This is a genomic window from Bradyrhizobium sp. USDA 4473, assembly GCF_054063335.1.
The window spans coordinates 5,996,061-6,014,996 of the sequence record NZ_JBSSGE010000001.1 but is presented as its reverse complement, the minus strand read 5'-3'; the positions used below and the strand labels follow the sequence as shown (position 1 = coordinate 6,014,996).

12 protein-coding genes and 1 pseudogene are annotated in these 18,936 nt (G+C 64.7%); 10 read left to right on the top strand and 3 right to left on the bottom strand.

The window, feature by feature from the left end:
* Nucleotides 1-78: 78 nt before the first annotated feature.
* From ACVW17_RS28455 to ACVW17_RS28440, 4 genes are all read left to right on the top strand, one after another.
* The gene (locus ACVW17_RS28455; protein ID WP_456798147.1) at nucleotides 79-1,251 is read left to right on the top strand and encodes an isovaleryl-CoA dehydrogenase; all 1,173 of its coding nucleotides are present in this window, start codon (nucleotides 79-81) and stop codon (nucleotides 1,249-1,251) included.
* A 204-nt stretch (nucleotides 1,252-1,455) separates the two neighbouring features.
* Nucleotides 1,456-3,060: a carboxyl transferase domain-containing protein gene (locus tag ACVW17_RS28450; RefSeq protein WP_456798146.1), complete on the top strand. Its 1,605-nt coding sequence runs from the start codon at nucleotides 1,456-1,458 to the stop codon at nucleotides 3,058-3,060.
* A gap of 14 nt (nucleotides 3,061-3,074) precedes the next feature.
* Nucleotides 3,075-5,084, top strand: coding sequence for an acetyl/propionyl/methylcrotonyl-CoA carboxylase subunit alpha (locus ACVW17_RS28445; protein ID WP_456798145.1), 2,010 nt, complete (start codon nucleotides 3,075-3,077; stop codon nucleotides 5,082-5,084).
* On the top strand, nucleotides 5,081-5,995 hold the full coding sequence (locus ACVW17_RS28440; RefSeq protein WP_456798144.1) for a hydroxymethylglutaryl-CoA lyase: 915 nt from the start codon (nucleotides 5,081-5,083) through the stop codon (nucleotides 5,993-5,995). Before ACVW17_RS28445 ends, ACVW17_RS28440 begins: the two co-directional genes overlap by 4 nt.
* A gap of 237 nt (nucleotides 5,996-6,232) precedes the next feature.
* On the opposite strand, the gene ACVW17_RS28435 is transcribed toward ACVW17_RS28440, so the two are convergent.
* Complete coding sequence (locus ACVW17_RS28435; protein WP_456754946.1) at nucleotides 6,233-6,415, bottom strand: hypothetical protein; 183 nt, start codon at nucleotides 6,413-6,415, stop codon at nucleotides 6,233-6,235.
* A 438-nt stretch (nucleotides 6,416-6,853) separates the two neighbouring features.
* Here ACVW17_RS28435 and ACVW17_RS28430 point away from each other — a divergent pair, with 438 nt between their 5' ends.
* From ACVW17_RS28430 to ACVW17_RS28420, 3 genes and pseudogenes are all read left to right on the top strand, one after another.
* A complete protein-coding gene (locus ACVW17_RS28430) occupies nucleotides 6,854-8,317 on the top strand; it encodes a diguanylate cyclase (protein ID WP_456798143.1) in 1,464 nt (487 codons plus the stop codon).
* A 1,054-nt stretch (nucleotides 8,318-9,371) separates the two neighbouring features.
* Nucleotides 9,372-11,103 (top strand): annotated as a pseudogene (ilvD, locus tag ACVW17_RS28425) (dihydroxy-acid dehydratase).
* Between the two features lie 190 nt (nucleotides 11,104-11,293).
* Entirely contained in the window at nucleotides 11,294-11,917 is a 624-nt protein-coding gene (locus ACVW17_RS28420) for a tetratricopeptide repeat protein (RefSeq protein ID WP_456756547.1), read from the top strand.
* 57 nt (nucleotides 11,918-11,974) lie between these two features.
* Here the strand turns inward: ACVW17_RS28420 and xth are convergent, their stop codons facing one another.
* The gene (gene xth, locus ACVW17_RS28415) at nucleotides 11,975-12,766 is read right to left on the bottom strand and encodes an exodeoxyribonuclease III (protein ID WP_456754943.1); all 792 of its coding nucleotides are present in this window, start codon (nucleotides 12,764-12,766) and stop codon (nucleotides 11,975-11,977) included.
* A 163-nt stretch (nucleotides 12,767-12,929) separates the two neighbouring features.
* Between xth and ACVW17_RS28410 the strand changes: the two genes are divergently transcribed.
* Together ACVW17_RS28410 and ACVW17_RS28405 are read left to right on the top strand one after the other, a co-directional pair.
* A complete protein-coding gene (locus ACVW17_RS28410; protein WP_456754942.1) occupies nucleotides 12,930-14,063 on the top strand; it encodes an efflux RND transporter periplasmic adaptor subunit in 1,134 nt (377 codons plus the stop codon).
* 3 nt (nucleotides 14,064-14,066) lie between these two features.
* Nucleotides 14,067-17,195 (top strand): efflux RND transporter permease subunit, encoded by a 3,129-nt coding sequence (locus tag ACVW17_RS28405; protein WP_456754941.1) that lies wholly within the window; start codon nucleotides 14,067-14,069, stop codon nucleotides 17,193-17,195.
* 63 nt (nucleotides 17,196-17,258) lie between these two features.
* On the opposite strand, the gene erpA is transcribed toward ACVW17_RS28405, so the two are convergent.
* Complete coding sequence (gene erpA, locus ACVW17_RS28400) at nucleotides 17,259-17,588, bottom strand: iron-sulfur cluster insertion protein ErpA (protein WP_021081206.1); 330 nt, start codon at nucleotides 17,586-17,588, stop codon at nucleotides 17,259-17,261.
* Between the two features lie 139 nt (nucleotides 17,589-17,727).
* Between erpA and ACVW17_RS28395 the strand changes: the two genes are divergently transcribed.
* Entirely contained in the window at nucleotides 17,728-18,936 is a 1,209-nt protein-coding gene (locus ACVW17_RS28395) for a deoxyguanosinetriphosphate triphosphohydrolase (RefSeq protein ID WP_456754940.1), read from the top strand.

Here is an 18,936-nt window from a genome sequence, read left to right as displayed (position 1 = left end):
CCTTAGCACGATTGCTTGCGAAGCCAAGAAAAAAACGTATGATCGTTTAATTGCAGAATGAATCTCACGGGAGGGATCATGGCCTCGAACCAGGCGGCAATCTTCAATTTCGACCTTGGCGAGACCGCGGATGCGATCCGCGAGACGGTGCATGATTTCTCGGCCAACGAGATCGCGCCGCGCGCTGCCGAGATCGACCGCAGCAACCAGTTTCCGCGCGACCTCTGGCCCAGGATCGGTGCGCTCGGGCTGCACGGCATCACCGTCGAGGAGGAGTATGGCGGCTCCGGCCTCGGCTATCTCGAGCACTGCATCGCGGTCGAGGAGATCTCGCGCGCCTCGGCCGCCGTCGGTCTGTCCTACGGCGCCCACTCCAACCTCTGCGTCAACCAGATCCGCCGCAACGGCAACGAGGCGCAGAAGCGCAAATACCTGCCGAAGCTGATCTCCGGCGAGCATGTCGGCTCGCTCGCGATGTCGGAGCCGTCGGCCGGCTCCGACGTGGTCTCGATGAAGACCCGCGCCGACCGGAAGGGCGATCGCTTCGTCCTCAACGGCAACAAGATGTGGATCACCAACGGCCCGGTCGCCGACACGCTGGTGGTCTATGCCAAGACCGATCCGAATGCCGGCCCGCGCGGCATCACCGCCTTCATCATTGAAAAGGGCATGAAGGGATTCTCCACCGCGCAGAAGCTCGACAAGCTCGGCATGCGCGGCTCCGACACCTGCGAGCTGGTGTTCGAGGACTGCGAGGTGCCGGAAGAGAACGTGCTCAGTGAAGTCGGCCGCGGCGTCAACGTGCTGATGAGTGGCCTCGACTATGAGCGCGCGGTGCTGGCGGCGGGGCCGATCGGCATCATGCAGGCCTGCATGGACGTCGTGCTGCCCTACGTCCACGAGCGCAAGCAGTTCGGCGAGCCGATCGGCTCGTTCCAGCTGGTGCAGGGCAAGGTGGCCGACATGTACACCACGATGAACGCCTCGCGCGCTTATGTTTATGCCGTTGCAAAAGCCTGCGACCGCGGCGAGACCACACGCGAGGACGCCGCCGGCGCGATCCTGTACGCCGCCGAGAAGGCCACCCAATGCGCGCTGGATGCGATCCAGCTGCTCGGCGGCAACGGCTATATCAACGACTATCCGACCGGCCGGCTGCTGCGCGACGCCAAGCTCTACGAGATCGGCGCCGGCACCAGCGAGATCCGCCGCATGCTGATCGGCCGCGAGCTGTTCGCGAAGACGGGGTAGCGACAACTGTCATTCCCCGCGAATGCGGGGAATCCAGTACACTGCGGCCTCTCGATGAAACGCTGACGTCTCTGGAATACTGGATCGCCCGCTTTTCGCGGACGATGACACCGAATGAGAACGCAACTGCAATATTAGCCATCGCGTTCCGGCGCGATCATCTTCGCAAAACCCACCGATACTCCAACGAAACGTGCAACACCGATGCCGCTTCATTCGACGATCGATCCCACATCCCAGGAATTCGCCCGCAACGCCGACGTGATGCGCGGCCTGGTCGCGGAGCTCCGCGAAAAACTCAGCCAGGTGGCTGGCGGCGGAGGCGAGACCTCGCGCAAGCGGCACACCTCGCGCGGCAAGATGCTGGCGCGCGATCGCGTCGACCTCTTGGTCGATCCCGGCACCGCGTTCCTGGAGCTGTCGCCGCTCGCTGCCAACGGGCTGTATGGCGGTGATGTGCATTCGGCGAGCATCATCACCGGTGTCGGACGCATCGCGGGACGCGAATGCATCATCGTCGCCAACGACGCCACCATCAAGGGCGGCACCTACTACCCGCTGACGGTGAAGAAGCATCTGCGCGCCCAGGACATCGCGCGGCAGAACAATCTGCCCTGCGTCTACATGGTGGATTCCGGCGGCGCCTTCCTGCCGTTGCAGGACGAGATATTTCCCGACGAGCGGCATTTCGGCCGCATCTTCTACAACCAGGCCCAGATGTCGTCGCAGGGCATCCCGCAGATCGCGATCGTGATGGGCTCCTGCACGGCGGGCGGCGCCTATGTGCCGGCGATGTCGGACGAGAGCATCATCGTGCGCAACCAGGGCACCATCTTCCTCGGCGGTCCACCGCTGGTGAAGGCCGCGACCGGCGAGGTCGTCACCGCGGAAGAGCTCGGCGGCGCCGATGTCCATTCGCGGCAGTCGGGCGTGACCGATCACTATGCGCAGAACGACGCGCACGCGATCGGGATCGCGCGCCGCATCGTCGGCACGCTGAAGCAGCCGGCGAAGGCGGTGTTGAACATGCGCACCGTCCAGGAGCCGCTGTTTCCGGCCGAGGAGATCTACGGCGTGGTCTCCGCCGACGGCCGCAAGCCGTTCGACGTGCACGACATCATCGCGCGGATCGTCGACGGCTCCGAGTTCGACGAGTTCAAGAAGCTCTACGGCACCACGCTGATCTGCGGCTTCGCCCATATCTGGGGCTATCCGGTCGGCATCATCGCCAACAACGGCATCCTGTTCAGCGAGAGCTCGCTGAAGGGGGCGCATTTCATCGAACTGTGCTGCCAGCGCGGCATCCCCCTGGTGTTCCTGCAGAACATCACCGGCTTCATGGTCGGCAAGAAGTACGAGGCCGGCGGCATCGCCCGCGACGGCGCCAAGCTGGTGACGGCGGTTGCCACCGCCGGCGTGCCGAAATTCACCGTCGTGATCGGCGGCTCCTACGGCGCCGGCAATTACGGCATGTGCGGCCGCGCCTACAGCCCGCGCTTCCTCTGGCTGTGGCCGAACGCCCGCATCTCCGTGATGGGCGGCGAGCAGGCCTCGATGGTGCTGAGCCAGGTTCGGCGCGACGGCATCGAAGCCAAGGGCGAGAGCTGGTCGGCGGAGGAAGAGGACAAGTTCCGCGAGCCGATCCGCGCGCAATACGAGAAGCAGGGCAATCCCTATTATGCCACCGCGCGGCTGTGGGACGACGGCGTGATCGATCCCGCCGACACCCGCCTCGTGCTCGGGCTCGGCCTGTCGGCCGCGGCGAACGCGCCGATCGAACCCACCAAGTTTGGTCTGTTCAGGATGTGACGCAGGATCTCATGATGGACCGCTCAAGACTCTATCGGCCTTTCCGTACGCTTCTGATCGCCAATCGGGGCGAGATCGCCTGCCGCGTCATCCGCTCGGCGCGCGCCATGGGGCTGCGCACCGTCGCGGTCTATTCCGAGGCCGACCGGGACGCGATGCATGTCGCGCTCGCCGACGAGGCCGTGCTGCTCGGCCCTGCGCGGGCGCGTGACAGCTATCTCAACGTCGAACGCGTCATCGCCGCTGCGAAGCAGAGCGGCGCCGAGGCGGTGCATCCCGGCTACGGCTTCCTGTCCGAGAATGCCGAATTCGCGCAGGCCTGCCTTGAGGCCGGTCTGGTGTTCGTCGGCCCGACCGCCGCGATGATGACCGCGATGGGCTCGAAGTCCGGCTCGAAGGCGCTGATGGAGAAGGCCGGCGTGCCGCTGGTGCCGGGCTATCACGGCGAGGCCCAGGACGAGGCGACACTGGCGGATGCCACCAACCGGATCGGCTTCCCGGTGCTGGTCAAGGCGTCGGCCGGCGGCGGCGGCCGCGGCATGCGCGTGGTCAATTCGGCGGCGGAACTTTCGGCCGCGATCACCAGCGCCAAGCGCGAGGCCAAGGCGGCGTTCGGCGACGACCGCATGCTGATCGAGAAGTACGTGCAGAACCCGCGCCATATCGAGGTGCAGATCATCGGCGACAGCCATGGCCATCTGCTCTCGCTGTGGGAACGCGAATGCACGCTGCAACGGCGGCACCAGAAGGTGATCGAGGAGGCACCGTCGCCGACGCTGAACGCCGCGCAACGCGACTCCGTCTGCGAGGCCGCCCGCAAGGCGGCCGGTGCGGTCAACTATGTCGGCGCCGGCACCATCGAGTTCGTCTCCGACGGCAAGGACGTGTTCTTCATCGAGATGAACACCCGTTTGCAGGTCGAGCATCCCGTGACCGAGCTCATCACCGGCGTCGATCTCGTCGAATGGCAGCTCCGCGTCGCGTTCGGCGAGGCGCTGCCGCTGAAGCAAAGCGAGATCAAGCTGAATGGGCACGCCATCGAGGCGCGCGTCTACGCCGAGAATCCGCAGAAGAACTTCATGCCATCGGTCGGCCGCATCAAGACCTGGCGGACGCCGCAGGACGGCGACGGCCTGCGCATCGATGCCGGCTATCGCAGCGGCGACAACGTCTCTCCGTATTACGATGCGATGCTCGCCAAGGTGATCGCCTGGGCGCCGACGCGCGAGGGCGCGATCGAGAAGCTCAATCGCGGGCTTGAAGAGACCGATGTCCGCGGCATCGTCACCAACATCCCATTCCTGTCGGCGCTGGTGACGCATCCCGACACCAGGGCCAATGCGATCGATACCGGCTTCATCGAGCGCGAGCTGAAGAACCTCACGGCCGGCACGGGCGCGGCCGGCGAGTTCGAGCTCTGTGCAGCTGTGGCTGCGATCATCAACGACGAGCGGAAGGCAGTGATGGGCGAGGCCAACTCGCCCTGGCAGGCGTTCGGCTGGATGCCGGTCGGCCGCCGCCAGCGGGTGTTTTCGTTTCGGCAGGGTCATGAGCCCGCACAGACCATCACGTTGCACTATGGCAACGGACCGTCGGCGCTCTCGGTCGGCGGGCACGAGCTTGGCTTTGAAATCTCGTCAGCCGGCGATGACGGCTTTGACTTGACGCTCAATGGCCACAAGTCGTGCGTCGCCTCGGTCGTCGAGGGCCACGAACTCTATCTGCGCACCCGCAACGGCCGCTTCGATCTGCACTGGGTCGATCCGTTCGGCGGCGAGAGCGAGGAGCAGGTCGGCGAGGACAAGATCGTCGCGCCTCTGCCGGGCACCGTGGTCGCGTTGCTGGCTGAGGAGGGCGCGACCCTGGAGAAGGGCGCACCGATCCTGACGCTGGAAGTGATGAAGATGGAGCAGACCCTGCGTGCGCCCTATGCGGGCGTCTTGAAGAAGCTCAAATGCAAGGTCGGCGACATCGTCGGCGAGGGCGTCGAGCTTGCCGAAGTCGAGCCGGCGGCCGCGTCATGAGCGATCAGATCCACATCGTCGAGATGGGGCCGCGCGACGGCCTGCAAAACGAGAAGACGCCGGTCAGCGTCGAGGCGCGAATCGCCTTCGTCGAGGCGCTGGTGGCGGCCGGGCTCAAAACCGTCGAGGTCGGCGCCTTCGTATCGCCGAAGGCGATCCCGCAGATGGCAAGCTCCGATGCGGTGCTGCGCGGTGTCGGTCACGTCAAGGGCGCAGAATTCCACGTGCTGGTGCCGAACGAGAAGGGCTATGACGCCGCGCACGCGGCCGGCGCCCGGGTGGTCTCGGTGTTCGCGGCGGCCTCCGAGGGCTTTTCGCGCGCCAACATCAATTGCTCGATCGCGGAATCGATCGAGCGCTTCAAGCCGGTGCTGGCGCGCGCCAAGGCCGATGGCGTCAAGGTGCGCGGCTATGTCTCCTGCGTGCTCGGCTGTCCGTTCGATGGCGAGATCAAGCCGAAGGCGGTCGCCGACCTCGCGGTGCGGCTGTGGGATCTCGGCTGCTACGAGATCTCGCTCGGCGACACGATCGGCGTCGGTACGCCGCTCAAGGCCAAGGAGATGCTGCGCGCGGTCGGCTCCGAGCTGCCGGTCGGCAACCTTGCGATGCACTTCCACGACACCTACGGCCAGGCGCTCGCCAATCTCTATGCCGGCATGGAGGAGGGCGTGCGCGTCATCGATGCCGCCGCCGGCGGCCTCGGCGGCTGCCCTTACGCTCCCGGCGCCACCGGCAACGTCGCGACCGAGGACGTCGTCTACATGCTGGAAGGCATGGGCGTGACAACCGGGATCGACATGGACAGGCTGCTGGCCACGACGAACGAGGTCGCCGATTTGCTCGGCCGTCCGCCGGTGAGCCGTGTAGCCTCCGCGCTCAACGCAAAGCGCAAGCGGCTGGGCGGATCGTAAGTTGCAGGATCGGTGGGGTGATTTGTCCGTCATAGCGGACGCCACTGGGAGTTATGCGCTGCGAGGCGCAGATTCAAGGCGCGCAAGTCGTACCCTGGATTGCGCAGTCCGGGCTCCCGAAGCTCGCTTCTCAACCCATATAGGAAGCGTGCGACAGCGCCTTGCGCTATCGCCGCCCTCTTCGAGGGCGTTTCCTCCCTAGACTTGGGCCGCTTGTTGTTCGAGCGGCCCTTTTTCTTACGCGGCCGGACCGTCGATGGTCGCGATCACGATCTTCATATCGGTCGCGAGCTCCCGATAGTGCCCGCCCAGCCGCTGGTAGAGTTCGCGGTTGCCCCCATCCAGCGTCCTGCTCGCGATCAGCTCGCATTCGTTGGCGAGGATCTCAAATCGTTCCAGCTTTGCTTGAAGAGCAGACATGGCGGGCGTGTCCCTGACTGTTACTGAGGGAGTTGCGACGCTACTCCTCCGACGGCGTCTAGTGCAAAATAATTATACGATAGAACTAAATTTGTCCGACAGCGACCCTGACCAATTGATGGCGGATGCAACGGCGGTGATAGGACAGCGGGAGGACCTCATGTTGCAGCGCACACGCCCTGGTTCCCGATCAATCCCGCCAAAACCGTTCATGGCTTGGTGACTCAAACGTGTTGAAGTGAGCGGGCTCGCAAGTGTTCCAGGTGGTCATCTCCCATGTCCGGACAGGTGTCAGCTTCCCGCGGCCGAACGTTTTTGGCCGGAAAAATCGTCTTCAATTTCGGTCGGTCAGCCTTTGACTGCACGGTCCGGCAGCTCACGGATGCGGGCGCGACCGTAGAACTCGAAAGCGTCGTCGGCATTCCCGACCATGTCCAATTGTTGATCGTTGGCACCCATCAGGTGAAGCCGTGCAAGCGGCTGTGGCAATCGGACCGCCAGCTCGGCCTGGCTTTCGACGAGCCGCGCACCAACGCCGCTGCGCCCGCGACTGCCGCGGCCACCGTGCCTGCGCCGGCTGCCATTCCGGAGCGGCGCAGCGGCGATATCCTGCGCGGGCACATGCTGGCGCTGCGCGCCGCGCTCGACCAGATCCCGGTCGGCATTCTGCTGCTGGATTCCGAGCTGAAGGCCCTGTTCATCAACCGCGCGTTCCGGACCATGTGGGTGCTTCCGGACGCGGTTGCCGAGCGCACCCCCACCTTCACCGATCTGATGCAGCACGGCTGCAAGACCATGGCCTATGAGCTGCCGGCTGAGCAGCTCCAGGCCTACCTTGCCGAGCGCGTCCGCCTCGTCAGCATCGGGGACCCGAACCCGATCGATCTCCGGCGCAGCAATGGTGACGTGGTGCGGTGCCAGTGCACGCCGCTGCCCGACGGCGGCCGCATGGTGAGCTACACGCCGGTGACCGACATCGTGCGCGCATCGGACAAGTTGAAGGTGCTGACCGGCGCGCTCGAGAATGTGGAGGACGGTGTCGTCCTGCTCGACCGCGATCTCAACGCGATCTTCCTCAACCGGCGCATGCGCGAATTCTGGGAAGTCAGCGAGGAGGAGGTGGCGCGGCATCCGCCCTATATCACGCTGCTGACGCGCAATCGCCGGGCCGTCCCGACCGGCGCGACGGCGGAGCAGGTCAAGGCCTTTCCGGCGAAGCGGATCGCCGAGATCAAGGCGGGCGATCACAAGCGCGACGTTCAGACGCCTGACGGCCGCAACATCAGGATCCATTGCTCGACCATGGCAAATGGCGGCCGCATGCTGACCTTTGTCGACATCACCGATCTGGTCAATAACGCACGCCAGCTTGAGGTGCTTGCGACCACTGATCCGCTCACCGGACTGTTCAACCGCAGGCACTTCCTGACCACGCTGGATGCGGAGTGGAGCCGGTTTCAGCGTTACTATCGTTCCGTCTCGGTCCTGATGGTCGATATCGATCACTTCAAGAGCATCAACGACCGGTTCGGTCATGCGGCCGGCGACGAGGCGATCAAGGCCGTCGCCGAGATCTGCGTTCGCGGCAAGCGCAAGTCGGACATGGTGGGCCGTGTCGGCGGCGAGGAGTTCGCGGTGCTGCTGCCGGAAACGACCTTGTCGCGCGCGCGAACCGTCGCCGAGCGCATTCGCAAGCGGGCGGAAGCGTTGACGCTAAGCGCGGACGATCGTCCGGTGCGGCTAACAGTGAGCATCGGCATTGCCGAGGCCACCACCAGCATGCCGGGGGTCGATGCGCTGATGAAGGCCGCCGATGCCGCGCTCTACCAGGCCAAGGATCGCGGCCGCAATCGGATCGAGTGCTGGGGACCACCGCTACCGCCGAAACTGGCGGCGGAGTAGGCCCTGCTCCTTCTCTCGTCATTTCCCGATGCGCAATTGCGCATCTGAGGGCGACGCGAAGCGTCGAGCCCGGAGCCTGTCATCGGGCGCGCATTCGCGCGACCCGTTGGGGCTGCCCCGGAATGACGACGGGTGAAGGGCTGCCCCTAGCGCTGATTTGCCCGACGGCGCAAGCCCCCACAGCAAAAATATTTCTCTTTATCCGAAGTGCAGCTCAATGCTATAAATCCGAAGTCTCGCCCGACACGAGGGGCGCTTCGCGGTCGTCACGAACGCGGGTCGAGATGCGGTGGACGCTGCGCGTGGCCTGACGAGAGCACGCAAGGCGGACGGCGAAATCGTGCAGGCCTGACGCCCTAGCGGTAGGTGTCTCTTCCGATTGCGCAAATGCGCGTTGTGAAGACGGTGACAACAAAGCCAAGTCTCGCCGGGGAGAGCACGTATAAGCCGTAAGCCATCGCGCAGGGAAAGCCGGGTTGCTCCGGTTACACCTGTGGTCCTACCCCCGAGCTTTCTACCCATTGCTCGGGGCCCATGGGTGCGATCGGCACCCGGCTTTCCCTGCGCCCTCTGAAGAGAGAGGGCGGGAAGAAAGAGCAAGACTCGGACAATTCATGTCGCGAGAACGCGAAGCTGTATCCCAATCCTCGTCGTCCTGGCGAAAGCCATTACCCCAAATGCGCATTGTTGCGCGATGCTGGGCCACAATATCGTTCACAATGAAATGCGGTGGTTACGGGTCTTGGCTTTCGCCAGGACGACAGTTGGCGAGATCGCGCACCCGACTCTATTACCGCTATTTTCCGTCAAGCTCCCATAAGGACTGATAATACATGGTTGCCCGAAGGCCACGATTGTTGCATCAACGCAACATGACTTGAACATTTAACCCTAAAAGCAGCCGGCCTGCCGTCGCGCCTCTTTTTGGCCACACCCTGACATGAAAGGATATTCACCTAGCTGAATAGCCAGCGCTCCGACGGCGGGACATTTTTTCGGGTTCCGGCGTTGATGGAGGAAAGAGCGCGGCAAAAAGCGTCGGAACAGGGTCGCGATGGACGCCAAGGTGGACGGCAAGATCAAGGGCAGGCTGCCGAGCCGTCATGTGACGGAGGGTCCCGAGCGCGCGCCGCATCGTTCCTATCTCTATGCGATGGGGTTGACGACAGCCCAGATTCATCAACCGTTTGTCGGCGTTGCTTCATGTTGGAATGAAGCCGCGCCCTGCAACATTTCGCTGATGCGCCAGGCGCAGGCGGTGAAGAAGGGGGTGGCCTCCGCCGGCGGCACGCCGCGCGAGTTCTGCACCATCACCGTGACCGACGGCATCGCGATGGGCCATGACGGCATGCGCTCGTCGCTGCCGTCGCGCGAATGCATCGCCGATTCGGTCGAACTGACCGTCCGCGGCCATTCCTACGACGCGCTGGTCGGGCTCGCCGGCTGCGACAAGTCGCTGCCCGGCATGATGATGGCGATGGTCCGGCTCAACGTGCCTTCGATCTTCATCTATGGCGGCTCGATCCTGCCGGGCAATTTCCGCGGCCAGCCGGTCACCGTGCAGGACATGTTCGAGGCGGTCGGCAAGCACTCGGTCGGCGCCATGTCGGACGAGGACCTCGACGAGATCGAGCGGGTGGGCGTGCCCGTCGGCCGGCGCCTGCGGTGCCCAGTTCACCGCCAACACCATGGCGACCGTTTCCGAGGCGATCGGCCTCGCGCTGCCGTATTCGGCCGGGGCTCCGGCGCCCTACGAGATCCGCGACTCCTTCTGCGCGGCCGCCGGCGAGAAGGTGATGGAGCTGATCGCGAAAAACATCCGGCCCCGCGACATCGTCACCAGGGAAGCCCTTGAAAATGCTGCGGCCGTGGTTGCAGCCTCAGGTGGTTCGACCAATGCTGCGCTGCACCTGCCGGCGATTGCCCATGAGTGCGGCATTAAATTCAATTTGTTCGACGTTGCCGAAATCTTCAAAAAGACTCCTTACGTCGCGGATTTGAAGCCGGGCGGCCGTTATGTTGCCAAAGACATGTTTGAAGTAGGTGGCATTCCGCTGCTGATGAAGACGCTGCTCGACAATGGCCACCTGCACGGGAATTGCCTCACCGTCACTGGCCGAACGATCGCCGAAAACCTCAAAAGCGTGAAATGGAATCCGCACCAGGATGTGGTGCGGCCCGCCAGCAATCCGATCACCGTCACGGGTGGCGTGGTCGGGCTGAAGGGTAATCTCGCTCCAGAGGGTGCGATCGTGAAGGTCGCGGGAATGTCCAACCTGAAGTTCACCGGTCCGGCCCGGTGCTTCGACCGCGAGGAAGACGCCTTCGAGGCGGTGCAGAAGCGCACCTACCGGGAAGGCGACGTGATTGTGATCCGCTACGAGGGGCCGAAGGGCGGCCCCGGGATGCGGGAGATGCTGGCGACCACGGCGGCGCTGACCGGGCAGGGGATGGGCGGCAAGATCGCCCTGATCACCGATGGCCGGTTCTCCGGCGCCACCCGTGGCTTCTGCATCGGACATATTGGACCTGAAGCGGCCGTCGGTGGGCCGATCGGGTTGTTGCAAGACGGCGACATCATCGAGATCGATGCGGTCGCCGGCACCCTTAACGTAAATTTGAGCGACGCCGAACTCGCAAATCGTAAGACCAAATGGGCCCCTCGCGCGACGAACCATACATCTGGTGCGCTGTGGAAGTACGCCGAGCAAGTGGGGCCGGCGGTGGATGGCGCAGTCACCCATCCGGGTGGCGCGTACGAGAAACAGTGTTATGCGGACGTTTAAGCGTACGATATTTGCGTTTGCGTTAGGGGCCATCCCGGTGGCGGGCCCAGGATTCGGATTCGACGGCGCCCCGGTCAACCCGAAGGACACCGCGCTTCCTGTGGTTTCGCCTCAACCCGGTACGGCGGCCGCCCTGAAGCGGGCTGCGGTGCCGGCGGCTTCGGTCGATACGCTGTCGAACTCCACCGTCATGTCGCTGGCCGAGAGCGGCCATCCGATCGCGCAGTGGAAGGTCGGCAAGATGTACGCCGATGGCGACGGGGTTGCGCAGGACGATCTGCGCGCCTTCGAATATTTCAGCCGGATCGCCAATGCGCATGCCGAGGATTCGCCGTCGGCGCCGCAGGCCTCGGTCGTTGCCAACGCTTTCGTGGCGCTCGGCCGCTACTATCTGAGCGGCATTCCCAATTCCAAGGTGAAGGCCGACACCGAGCGGGCGCGGGAGATGTTCTCCTATGCCGCCTCCTATTTCGGCAATGCCGACGCCCAATACGACCTGGCCCGGCTGTATCTGAAGACGCCGGACGCCTCGCGGGACGATTTCCGCTATGGCGCGCGCTGGCTCGGTCTGGCCGCCCAGAAGGGCCAGCATCAGGCGCAGGCGCTGCTTGGCCAGATGCTGTTCAACGGCGACCGGCTGCCGCCGCAGCGGGCTCGTGGCCTGATGTGGCTGACCCTGGCGCGCGACAGCGCCACGCCGGACGAGGCCTGGATCAAGGAAAGCTACAACCGGGCGATCGCCAAGGCCTCCGAGGACGACCGCGCGATGGCACTGCAGATGCTCGAGCACTGGGTGCAGGGCCGCCGCGACTAGAGGCCGCCGCGACTGGTATCGCGGGCGGGGCCCGCAAGTCGCTTGGTTCGCAAGGGCTCAGGCGGTCTCGAAATCGAGATCGGCCCACACCGGGACATGGTCGGACGGCTTCTCCCAGGCGCGGACATAGCTGTCGATGCCGACATCGATCAGCCGGTCGCTGGCCTGCGGCGACATCAGGAGATGGTCGATGCGCAGGCCCCAGTTTTTCTGCCAGGCGCCCGCCTGATAGTCCCAGAAGGTGTACTGGCCGGGCTCGTCATTGACCGCCCGCAGCGCATCGGTGAGGCCGAGGCCGAGCAGCGACTGGAAGGCCTCGCGGGTCTGAGGGCGGAACAGGGCGTCGTCCGCCCAGGCGGCCGGATTGTAGACGTCGCGGGCCGCCGGAATGACGTTGAAGTCGCCGGCCAGGATCAGCGGCTCCTCGGCCTTAAGCCGTTCCCGCGTGTACTCAAGAAGCCGCGACATCCATTTGAGCTTGTAGGGATATTTGTCGGTATTGGCCGGGTTGCCATTGGGCAGATAAAGACATGCGACCCGCACCACGCCCTGCTTCAGCGTGACGACGCCTTCGAGGAAGCGGGCATGGGCGTCCTCGTCGTCGCCGGCGAGGCCGGATTTGGTCTCGTCGAACGGCAGTTTCGAGAGCAGCGCGACGCCGTTGAAGGTCTTCTGGCCGTGGGTGACGACATTATACCCGAGCGCCTCGATCTCGAGCCGGGGAAACGCGTCATCGATGCATTTGATCTCCTGCAAGCAGACGATGTCGGGGGAACACTCCTTCAGCCAGGCGACCAGAAGTTCGATCCGTTGCCGGACCGAATTGACGTTCCACGTAGCGATGCGCATGCCAATGACCGGATTGAAGCTGCAGGATTTCACTTAGGTGGCATACCATGGGCAGTCCGCCTGTGCTAACCCTCTCCAGAAACAAGGCGTAACAATTGCCGACGGGGGAGTGACGACGCGTCCCGGCCTTCAAGGGAAGTCTGGCGGCGCACGTTCAAGACATATGAAAAAACGTAATTTGGTCCTGACTATCGCTGTTCTCGGCATTGCCGCCGGGACGGCTTACCTGACCCGCGCTTCATGGATGGGTGGCGGTGCTGCCACTGCGCAAGGGACCCCGCGGCCGCGCGTTGTGTCGGTCGATCTCGCCAAGGCCGAACGCAAATCGGTGCCGGTCGATGTCGATGCGATCGGACAGGTCACGCCGATCTCCAGCGTGGCGCTGAAGTCGCGGCTGGAGACCACCATCGTCTCGGTGCATTTCGAGGACGGCGCCAGGGTCAATGAAGGCGACCTGCTGTTCATGCTCGACGCGCGGCAGATCGACGCCCAGATCGAGCAGGCCGAGGGTGTGCTGGCCCGCGACCAGGCCCAGCTCGAGGGCGCCCAGCGCGACCTCCGCCGCTACACCGAACTGGTCGGCAAGGGCGCCACCACCCAGGTCAATCTCGACAACGCCAAAACCCAGTCCGATGTCCTGATCGGCACCATCAAGGCCGACCAGTTCGCACTGGAAAACCTCCGCGTCCAGAAAAGTTACACCGTGATCCGCGCCCCGTTCGCGGGGCGGATCAGCGCCGCCAACGTCAAGGTCGGGAACTTCGTCCGCCCCGCCGACACCCAGCCGCTCGCCGTCATCAACCAGATGGCGCCGGTCTACGTCACCTTTGCGATCCCGCAGCGGGCGCTGGTCGACCTGCGCGATGCGATGGGGAAGGCCGATCCGAAGGTGATCGCGACCATTCCCGGCCATCAGCGCTCAGAAAGCGGCAAGGTGGCGATGGTCGAGAACGCCGTCGATGCGACCACCGGCATGGTCACCGTGCGCGGCATCATGAGCAACACAAGCGAGACGCTGTGGCCCGGCACCATCGTGCAAACCAAGCTGATCATCCGCAGCGAGGATGCCGTCGTGGTGCCGACGGTCGCGGTCCAGCGCAGCCAGAACGGTAATTTCGTGTTCATCGTGAAGGACGGCGTCGCCAAGGTCCAGCCGGTCAAGGTCGACCGAACCTTCCAGGGCTCGTCGGTCATTTCTGACGGACTGACGGGTGATGAAAGCATCGTCGTCGACGGCCAGTTGCTGCTGTCGGAGGGATCGCGGGTCGAGCCACGGGCACGCAAGGCCGGAGCCTGACCGATGACGCTGTCCGAGCTCTGCATCCGCCGCCCGGTCATGACGACGCTGATCACGGCGTCGATCATCGCCTTCGGCGTGTTCGGCTTCCGCCTGCTGCCGGTCTCGGCGCTGCCCAAGGTCGACTTCCCGACCATTGCGGTCACCGCGACCTTGCCCGGCGCCAGCGCCGACACCATGGCGGCCTCGGTCGCAGGGATCATCGAGCGCCAGCTCTCGACCATCGCCGGCATCTCGTCGATGAACTCGAACTCGTCGCAGGGCACCAGCGTCATCACCATCCAGTTCGACCTTAACCGCAACATCGACGCCGCCGCGCTCGACGTGCAGACGGCACTAACGATCGCGCAGCGCCGGCTGCCGATCGAGATGACGATCCCGCCGAGCTTCCGGAAGGTGAACCCGGCGGATTTCCCGGTGCTGTTCGTCTCGCTGGGCTCGGCGACGCTGCCGCTCTCGGCGGTCAATGAATACGGTGACATCACGATCGGGCAGGCGCTGTCGCAGCTGCCGGGCGTCGCGCAGGTGCTGATCTACGGCGCGCAGAAATTCGCGATCCGGGTGCAGGCCGATCCGGAGGCTGCTGCCGCCCGCGGCGTCGCGATGGAGGATATTCGCGCCGCGGTGTCGCGCGCCAATTCCTCGACCCCGGTCGGCACGCTGAACGGCCCCAAGCAGGACGTCGCGCTGCAAGCCTCCGGCCAGATGGACAAGGCGGCCGATTACCGCCAGATCTACGTTGCCTGGCGCAACGGCTCGCCGGTCCGGCTCGACGAGATCGCCAAGGTCTATGACAGCGTCGAGAACGACAAGATCGCGACCTGGATGAACGACGAGCGGGCGATCGTGCTCGCGATCCAGAAGCAGCCCGACGCCAACACCGTGGCCGTGGTCGATGCCGTGCTCGCCAAACTGCCGTCGCTGCGCGCCGCGATCCCGCCCTCGGTGACCATGCAGGTGATGATGGACCGCTCGGTCTCGATCCGGCAGGCGGTCAGCGACGTCGAGGAAACCCTGCTGATCGCGATCGCGCTGGTGATCCTGGTGATCTTCCTGTTCCTGCGCTCGGCGTCCGCGACCTTCATTCCGGCGCTGGCGGTGCCGATCTCGCTGTTCGGCACCTGCGCGGTCATGTACGCGCTGGACTACTCGATCAACAACATGACGCTGCTGGCGCTGACGCTCTCGGTCGGCTTCGTGGTCGACGACGCCATCGTCATGCTGGAGAACATCGTCCGCCACATCGAGCACGGCATGAAGCCGTTCGAGGCGGCGCTGAAGGGCGCCCGCGAGATCGGCTTCACCATCATCTCGATCACCTTCTCGCTGATCGCCGTGTTCATTCCGGTGCTCTTGATGGGCGGCATCGTCGGCCGCGTGTTCCGCGAATTCGCGGTCACGATCTCGGTCGCGATCATCGTCTCGGGCTTCGTGTCGCTGACCCTGACGCCGATGCTCTGCGCCCGCGTGCTGCGCGCCCATGACGCGACCAAGCGGCCGAACATCGTGCTGCGCGCGTTCGAGGCGATATTCGAGACCTGGCTGCGCGCCTATGAATGGGCGCTGGACTGGGTGCTGGCCAAGAAGGCGCTGATGCTGGTGGTGACGCTGGCGACGCTCGGCGGCACCATCTATCTCTATTTGATCGCGCCGAAGGGCTTCTTTCCGCAGGAGGACACCGGATTCCTGATCGGCGTGACGGAGGCCGCGACCGACACCTCGTTCGAGGCGATGAAGGTGCGCCAGCAGGCGCTGGTCGAGGTGATGCGGACCGATCCGGCGGTCGATTACGTCAATTCCACCGTCGGCTCCGGCGGTCCCAATCCGACCACCAATTACGGCCGGCTGTTCATCGCGCTGAAGCCGCAGAAGGCCCGCGACAACGCCACCGTCGTGATCGGGCGGCTGCGCCAGAAGGCGCGCGAGATCCCGGGCATGCAGGCGTTCTTCCAAAGCGTCCAGAACCTCAATATCGGCGGCCGCATCTCGAAGAGCCAGTATCAATATGTGATGCAGAGCGGCGATACCGAGTCGCTGTACCGGCTGGCGCCCGAGATGCGCGACAAGATCGAGAAGATTCCGGGCCTGCTGGACGTCACCACCGATCTCTACATCAAGAACCCGCAGATGACGGTCGACATCGACCGCGAGAAGGCGGCGGTCTACGGCGTGACCGTCGATCAGGTCCGCAACCAGCTCTACAACGCTTACGGCGCCCGGCAGGTCGGCACCATCTACATGCCGTCGAACGACTACCAGATCATCCTGGAGGTGCAGCCGCAGTTTCGCGTCGACCCGTCTGATCTGTCGAAGCTCTACATGAAGACCGCGAACGGCCAGACCATTCCGCTCGATGCGGTGGCGCGGCTGGTGCCATCGGTCGGACCGCTGCAGATCAACCACCAGGGCCAGCAGCCGGCGGTGACGATCTCGTTCAATCTCGCGCCCGGCATCTCCCTCGGCTACGCGGTCGACAAGATCACCGAGCTCGAGCAGACGGCGAATTTGCCGCCGACGATCGCGACGGGGTTCTCCGGTACCGCGCAGGTGTTCCAGGATTCGCTGCGCGGGCAGGGCGTGCTGATCCTCGCCGCGGTGTTCGCGGCCTTCGTGATCCTCGGCATCCTCTACGAGAGCTTCATCCACCCGATCACGATCATCTCGGGCCTGCCGTCGGCCGGCATCGGCGCGATTCTGACGCTGATGCTGTTCGGCATGGAGCTGTCGGTGATCGCGATGATCGGCATCGTGATGCTGGTCGGCATCGTCAAGAAGAACGCGATCATGATGGTCGACTTCGCGCTGGAGCGCCGCCGCGTCGGGCTGAGCGCCGAGCACGCGATCCGGGAGGCGGCGCTGCTGCGCTTCCGCCCGATCATGATGACGACGTTCGCGGCGATCTTCGGCACGCTGCCGATTGCGCTCGGCGCGGGTGCCGGCGCCGAACTGCGTCAGCCGCTCGGCGTCGCCGTGGTCGGCGGCCTCTGCGTGTCGCAATTGCTGACGCTGTTCATCACGCCCGTGATCTACATCTATCTCGACCGCATCGACCGCAGGCTGCGGCGCAAGCTCGATCCGCAGGCGGAGGCGGGTGGAGACGTCGAGCGGCCGCAGGTGGTCGCCGCGGAATAGCGCGGCGTATCTCGCGAACCAATCGCGGGTTCGCGTTGGGAAACCGTATCAAAGCGTGGAGCGTTAGATCGAGAAGCTGGTGCCGCAGCCGCAGGAGGCGGTGGCGTTCGGGTTGACGACGCGGAACGAGGCGCCGATCAGATCGTCGACGAAGTCGACTTCCGAGCCCGCCAGGAACGGGACCGAGGCGGGATCGATCAGTACCACGGCGCTGTCGCGCTCGATCACGAGGTCGTCATCGGCCTGGGTGCGCTCAACGTCGAACTTGTACTGGAAACCGGAGCAGCCGCCGCCCTCGACGGAAATGCGCAGCTTGGCGCCGTCGCCTTCCTTGCTGAGGATCTGCCCGATCCGGCGGGCAGCCCGTTCGCTGACGGTGATGGCAGCAGTCATGTTCGGTCTCCGAAACCCTATTCCCGGCGCCATCTGACCGGATCGCGCCCGGCGTCATGCCCAATTCATTTGGTCCGCCGCCTCAGACATAGTTAAGTGCGTCGGACCGTGGAATCAAATGGATAAGGACTAAAATACAGTGTCGGTCGGAATGGCTGCCCCCCGCGCGCCTTATGCCTGCGACCCCGATCGCAGCCGTGGCCGGCTGGTCACCGAGCCGCCGAGCCGGACCCGCAGCCCGTTCCGTCGCGACTGCGACCGGGTGATCCATTCCACCGCCTTCCGCCGCCTCAAGCACAAGACCCAGGTGTTCGTCTTCCATGAGGGCGATCACTACCGCACCAGGCTGACCCATTCGCTGGAGGTCGCCCAGATCGCCCGCGCGCTGGCGCGCCAGCTCGGGGTCGACGAGGATCTGACGGAGACGCTGGCCTTGGCGCACGACCTCGGCCATCCGCCGTTCGGCCATGCCGGGGAGCGGGCGCTCGACGACTGCCTCAAGGATGACGGCGGCTTCGACCACAACGCCCAGGCGCTGCGGGTCGTCACCTCGCTGGAGCATCGCTATCCCGAGTTCGGCGGGTTGAACCTGACCTGGGAATCGCTCGAGGGCATCGTCAAGCACAACGGCCCGCTCACCGAGCGCAACGGCGCGCCGGCCGGCCGCTATCTGCAAAGCGGCATTCCGGTCGGGATTGCCGACTACAACAAGACCTACGATCTCGAGCTCTGGAGCTATGCCTCGCTCGAGGCGCAGATCGCGGCCTTCGCCGACGACATCGCCTATGACGCCCATGACATCGACGACGGCCTGCGCGCCGGCCTGTTTGCGGTCGACGATCTCAAGGAGATGCCGCTGACATCAGAGATCATCGCCGAGATCGACCGGCATTATCCTGATCTCGACGAGGTCCGGCGCGGCGCCGAACTGGTGCGTGAGCTGATCTCACATTTCATCAGCGCGGTGTTCAACGAGGCGAGCCGGCGGCTGGCCGCCGCCCAGCCGCAATCGGCCCAGGATGTCCGTCGCCACACCGCGCCGCTGATCGCGTTTCCGCCTGAAGTGGCCAAGCAGGAGGCGGCGATCAAGGCGTTCCTGTTCCGGCGGATGTATCGCCATCCGCGGGTGATGCTTGTCATGCGGGAGGCGGAGCAGGTGGTCCGCAATCTCTTCGACCGCTACCGGCAATCGCCCGGCGACCTGCCGGCGGAATGGATCGAGGGCAGCGCAGAGGAGACCGGGAGCGCGCGGAACAGGCGGATCGGCAATTTCATTGCCGGGATGACCGACCGGTTCGCCTTGATAGAACACCAAAGGCTTTTTGACTCGACCCCGGATTTGCGTTAG

Coding starts and splice junctions, on each gene's coding strand:
- ACVW17_RS28455 (WP_456798147.1), top strand. CDS start 79: ATGGCCTCGAACCAGGCGGCAATCTTCAATTTCGACCTTGGCGAGACC.
- ACVW17_RS28450 (WP_456798146.1), top strand. CDS start 1,456: ATGCCGCTTCATTCGACGATCGATCCCACATCCCAGGAATTCGCCCGC.
- ACVW17_RS28445 (WP_456798145.1), top strand. CDS start 3,075: ATGGACCGCTCAAGACTCTATCGGCCTTTCCGTACGCTTCTGATCGCC.
- ACVW17_RS28440 (WP_456798144.1), top strand. CDS start 5,081: ATGAGCGATCAGATCCACATCGTCGAGATGGGGCCGCGCGACGGCCTG.
- ACVW17_RS28435 (WP_456754946.1), bottom strand. CDS start 6,415: ATGTCTGCTCTTCAAGCAAAGCTGGAACGATTTGAGATCCTCGCCAAC.
- ACVW17_RS28420 (WP_456756547.1), top strand. CDS start 11,294: ATGTCGCTGGCCGAGAGCGGCCATCCGATCGCGCAGTGGAAGGTCGGC.
- xth (WP_456754943.1), bottom strand. CDS start 12,766: ATGCGCATCGCTACGTGGAACGTCAATTCGGTCCGGCAACGGATCGAA.
- ACVW17_RS28410 (WP_456754942.1), top strand. CDS start 12,930: ATGAAAAAACGTAATTTGGTCCTGACTATCGCTGTTCTCGGCATTGCC.
- ACVW17_RS28405 (WP_456754941.1), top strand. CDS start 14,067: ATGACGCTGTCCGAGCTCTGCATCCGCCGCCCGGTCATGACGACGCTG.
- erpA (WP_021081206.1), bottom strand. CDS start 17,588: ATGACTGCTGCCATCACCGTCAGCGAACGGGCTGCCCGCCGGATCGGG.